Here is a 4,580-nt window from a genome sequence, read left to right on the forward strand (position 1 = left end):
ACCTGGCCGACGCCCCCGACCCCTCCGACCCGGGCCGCCTCCTGCTGGGACCCCTGCACCGCCACGCGGCCGAGGGATTCCACCTGGACGCGCTCTACCGCGCGGCCTTCGTCCGCCCGGTGACCGCCGCTGCCTCCCTGGTGCGGTTCCTGGACCGCGAGGTCGTCGAGACCTACGTCCGCGGCGCCGCCGCCGCGCCCCGCCTGCTGGGCGCCGCCGTCCGCCGCGCCCAGACCGGCAACCTCCAGACCTATGTGAGCGCGCTGCTCGCCGGAACCGTGGTCCTCACGGTCGCCGTCGTCCTCGCCGCCTCGGGAGCGTGAGCAGGCGTGATCGATATCAACGAGTCCGTGATGCAGGCCCTTCTCGCGTTCGTCGTGGTGATCCCGCTGATCGGGGCCGCGGCGGCCCTGCTCCCGGCCCCGCCCGGCCTGAAGGGGACATCACCCGAACAGGCCGTCCTGCGGCACGGTGTGACCGTCACCGCGGCCGTCCTCCTGGCCGCCCTGGCGCTCGCCGCCGGGTTCGACCACAGCCGGCCCCAGACCATGCAGGCCACCACCGACATCAGCTGGATCCCCGCCCTCGACGTGCGGATCCACCTGGGCGTCGACGGCATCTCGCTGCCCCTGCTGGTCCTCACCGCCCTGCTCACCTTCCTCTGCGCCCTGCACGCGTACTTCAACCAGCCACCGGGCGGCTCCCCGAAGGCGTTCGTCGCGCTGCTGCTCGTCCTGGAGACCGGCACCCTCGCCTCCTTCGCCGTCCTCGACCTGCTGCTGTTCTTCCTCGCCTTCGAGACCGTGCTGATCCCGATGTACTTCCTGATCGCCCGCTGGGGCGGCGCGGGCCGCGCGCAGGCGGCCTGGAAGTTCATCCTCTTCACCCTGCTCGGCTCCGTGGTCATGCTGCTCGGCCTGCTCCTGATCGGGATCAAGGCGGGCACTTTCGACATGGTGGCACTCGCCACCGACAACGGACGGTCACTCACCGTCACGGTGCAGGTCGTCGCGGTCCTCGCGATCGGCCTGGGCCTCGCCGTGAAGACCCCGATGTGGCCCCTGCACAGCTGGCTGCCCGACGCCCACACCGCCGCGCCCACCGTCGGCTCGGTCCTGCTGGCCGGCGTGCTGCTCAAGATGGGCACCTACGGCTTCGTGCGCATCCTGCTCCCCGCCGCCCCCGAGGGCTTCGAGGTCTTCGCGCCCTACCTGGCCGCCTTCGCCGTCGTCGGCATCGTCTACGGGTCCCTCGCCTGCCTCGCGCTGGCCCGCAAGGGCGCCCGGGGCGACCTCAAGCGCCTGATCGCGTACTCCTCCGTCGGCCACATGGGCTTCGTCCTGCTCGGCATCGCCACCATGACCCCCACCGGCGTCAACGGCGCCCTCTTCGCCAACGTCGCCCACGGCCTGATCACCGGCCTCCTCTTCTTCCTGGTCGGCGCCCTCAAGGACCGCACCGGCACCACCGACCTGGACACCCTCTCCGCCCAGGGACTCCAGGCCACCGGCGCCGCCCTCTACGGCCGCGCGCCCCGCCTGGGGGGCCTGCTCGCCTTCGCCGCCGTCGCCTCCCTGGGCCTGCCCGGCCTGGCCGGCTTCTGGGGCGAGATGCTCGCCCTCTTCGGCGCCTTCGAACCGGCGCCGGACCTCAGCCGCACCGCCTACCTCGTCTTCATGACGATCGGCGCCTTCGGCACCCTGCTCACCGCCGCCTACCTGCTGGTCGTGGTCCGCCGCGTCTGCATGGGCGCGCCGCCGCGGGACACCGACGAGGCGCCGCTCCTCGCCGACGTCCGCGGCCACGAGTTCGCCGCCTGGACCCCGCTGGTGGTCCTCACCGTCCTCGCCGGGCTCTGGCCGAAGGTGCTCCTCGGCCTCACCGACCCGGCCGTCCAGCAGCTCCTCGCAGGAGGCACCCGATGAGCGCCCCGGCCGCCGCCGAGAGCCTGGTCCAGTCCGTCGACTGGCTCGCCGTCGCGCCCCCCACCCTCACCGCCGTGGCCGCCCTGGCGGTCCTGGTCGCCGACCTGTTCCTCCCCGAGGCCCGCAAGGCGCTCCTCGGGTGGATCTCCGTCGCCGCCCTCGCCGCCGGCCTGCTCACCCTGCTGCCGCTGCTCGACGGCGACCGCTCCACCTTCTGCCTCACCACCGACCCCGGCGTCTGCAGCTACGTCGCCGACCGCTTCACCCTGGTCGTCCAGCTCGTCGTCCTCGCCGGAGCGCTGCTCGCCGCCCTCCTGTCGATGACGGCGCTCAAGGACGAGCCGCGGCGGCTGCCCGCCGGCGAGTACTGGTTCCTGCTCCTCAGCTCGGCCGCGGGCGCCGCCCTGCTGCCCGCCTCCCGCGACCTGGCCACCCTGATCGTCGCCCTCGAGGTGGCCTCCCTGCCCGCGTTCGCCCTGGTGGGCCTGCGCCACGGGGACCGCCGTTCCTCCGAGGCCGCCCTCAAGTTCTTCCTCTCCTCGGTCACCGCCACCGCCGTCAGCCTGCTCGGCGTCAGCTTCGTCTACGCCGTCACGGGGTCGATGCACCTCACCGTCGTCGCGGAGGAGATCCAGCAGGTCGACGGCCAGTTCTCGACGCTCGCCCGCACCGGTGTGGTCCTCACCCTGGTCGGGTTCGCCTTCAAGACCGCCGCCGTGCCCTTCCACTTCTGGGTGCCGGACACCTACGCGGGCGCGCCGCTGCCGGTCGCCGCCTACCTCTCGGTCACCGGCAAGGCGGTCGGCTTCACCGGCCTGATCCTGGTCGCGGTCCTCGCCTTCCCGTCGTACGCCCCGGTCTGGGGCCCGGTCATGGCCGCGCTGGCCGCGCTCACCATGACCGTCGGCAACGTCGGCGCGCTGCGCCAGCGCCCCGACCGGGACCGCAGCGCCGTCCGGCTGCTGGCCTGGTCGTCGGTGGGCCAGGCCGGCTACCTGCTGGTCCCGATCGCTGCCGCCGCCTACACCGACGACGCCTCCCGGGCGATCGGCTCGACCCTCGCCTACGCCCTGATGTACGCCGCCGTGAACCTCGGCGCGTTCACCGTGGTCGCCCTGGTGGGCCGGGGCCGCCCCGCGGGCCGCGTCGACGACCACCGCGGCCTGTACGCCTCCCGCCCGGTGGCCGCGTTGCTGCTCGCCTTCTTCCTGCTCTCCCTGGCCGGACTTCCGCCGGGCATCGTCGGTCTCTTCGCCAAGGTGACCGTGTTCGCCTCGGCCGTGGAGGCGGGGATGGGCTGGCTGGCCGTGCTGATGGCCGTCAACGTGGTGATCGCGCTGGTCTACTACCTGCGCTGGACCGCGCTGCTCTTCCGTCCCGCCCCCGAGGACGCCCGCGAGGACGCTTCCGCGGCCCGTCGCGCCACGGCCCCGATCACCGTCGCCCTGGTGGTCACCGGACTCCTCGCCGTCGCCCTCTCCGGGGCGCCCCAGCTGATCCTCCGTTTCACCGGAGTGACCCTCTTCTGACCCTCTTCCGACCTTCTCCCGACCCGCTCGTCCGACCCGCTGCCCGGACCCGGGCGCCGGTCCCGCCGGGGGCGGCCTCCGTCCCCCACGGGACGGGCGCGTCCCCCACGGGCGGGTGCGACCCGGCCGCGCCGGGGTACCCAGCCCGGAACCGGTGCGGGGAACTGCGACCGCCCGCACCGCGTTGACCTGTACGTAAGGGTCCACTGGACGCGACGCACCAGAGGCTCCCCCCGCCGCACCAATGGAGGGCGTACCGTGCACCGTCGGCACAACGGACTCAGAACCGCAATCCTCCTCGGGGGGCTGTCGGCGCTCATCATCGTCATCGGCGGCTTCTTCGGGCGCAACGGCCTGATCGCCGCCGTCCTGGTGGCGCTGGCCACCAACGCCTACGCGTACTGGAACAGCGACAAGCTGGCGCTGCGCGCCATGCGGGCCCGTCCGGTCAGCGAGTTCGAGGCCCCCGGCCTCTACCGGATCGTCCGCGATCTCTCCACACAGGCCCGACGGCCCATGCCGCGGCTCTACATCTCACCCACCGACGCGCCCAACGCCTTCGCCACCGGACGCAACCCGCGCAACGCCGCGGTCTGCTGCACCGACGGCATCCTGCGCATCCTCGACGAACGCGAGCTGCGGGGGGTGATCGGCCACGAGCTGAGCCACGTCTACAACCGGGACATCCTGACCTCGTCCGTCGCGGGAGCACTCGCCTCGGTGATCATGTTCCTGGTCAACTTCGCCTGGCTGATCCCCATCGGCCGCTCGAACGACGACGAGGGCCCGGGCCTGCTCGGGATGCTGCTGATCATGCTGCTGGGCCCCCTCGCCGCCTCCGTGATCCAGCTCGCCATCAGCCGCTCCCGGGAGTACGAGGCCGACGCCGACGGCGCCCGCCTCACCGGCGACCCGCTGGCCCTGGCCAGCGCCCTGCGCAAGCTGGAGGCGGGCACCAAGGCGCTGCCGCTGCCACCGGAGCCGAAGATCGAGACGGCCAGCCACATGATGATCGCCAACCCGTTCCGGCCGGGGCAGGGCCTCTCGAAGCTGTTCTCCACCCACCCGCCCATGACCGAGCGGATCGCGCGGCTGGAGCGCATGGCGGGCAACGGCCGCGGCTGAG

3 protein-coding genes and 1 pseudogene are annotated in these 4,580 nt (G+C 73.1%); all 4 read left to right on the top strand.

From position 1 onward, the window contains the following. Positions 1–323 (top strand): annotated as a pseudogene (locus HW445_RS19435) (NADH-quinone oxidoreductase subunit L); the annotation flags it as partial. Positions 324–329: 6 nt separating this feature from the next. Next, a complete protein-coding gene (locus HW445_RS19440; protein ID WP_180222266.1) occupies positions 330–1,925 on the top strand; it encodes a NuoM family protein in 1,596 nt (531 codons plus the stop codon). Then, complete coding sequence (locus HW445_RS19445) at positions 1,922–3,454, top strand: NADH-quinone oxidoreductase subunit N (protein WP_180222267.1); 1,533 nt, start codon at positions 1,922–1,924, stop codon at positions 3,452–3,454. Before HW445_RS19440 ends, HW445_RS19445 begins: the two co-directional genes overlap by 4 nt. Positions 3,455–3,712: 258 nt before the next feature. Beyond that, on the top strand, positions 3,713–4,579 hold the full coding sequence (gene htpX / locus HW445_RS19450) for a zinc metalloprotease HtpX (protein ID WP_180222268.1): 867 nt from the start codon (positions 3,713–3,715) through the stop codon (positions 4,577–4,579). The last annotated feature ends 1 nt before the right edge of the window (position 4,580 follow it).

The sequence above is a fragment of the Streptomyces sp. UH6 genome, from assembly GCF_013421635.1.
In the GTDB taxonomy this organism is placed as follows: Bacteria; Actinomycetota; Actinomycetes; order Streptomycetales; family Streptomycetaceae; genus Streptomyces; species Streptomyces abyssomicinicus.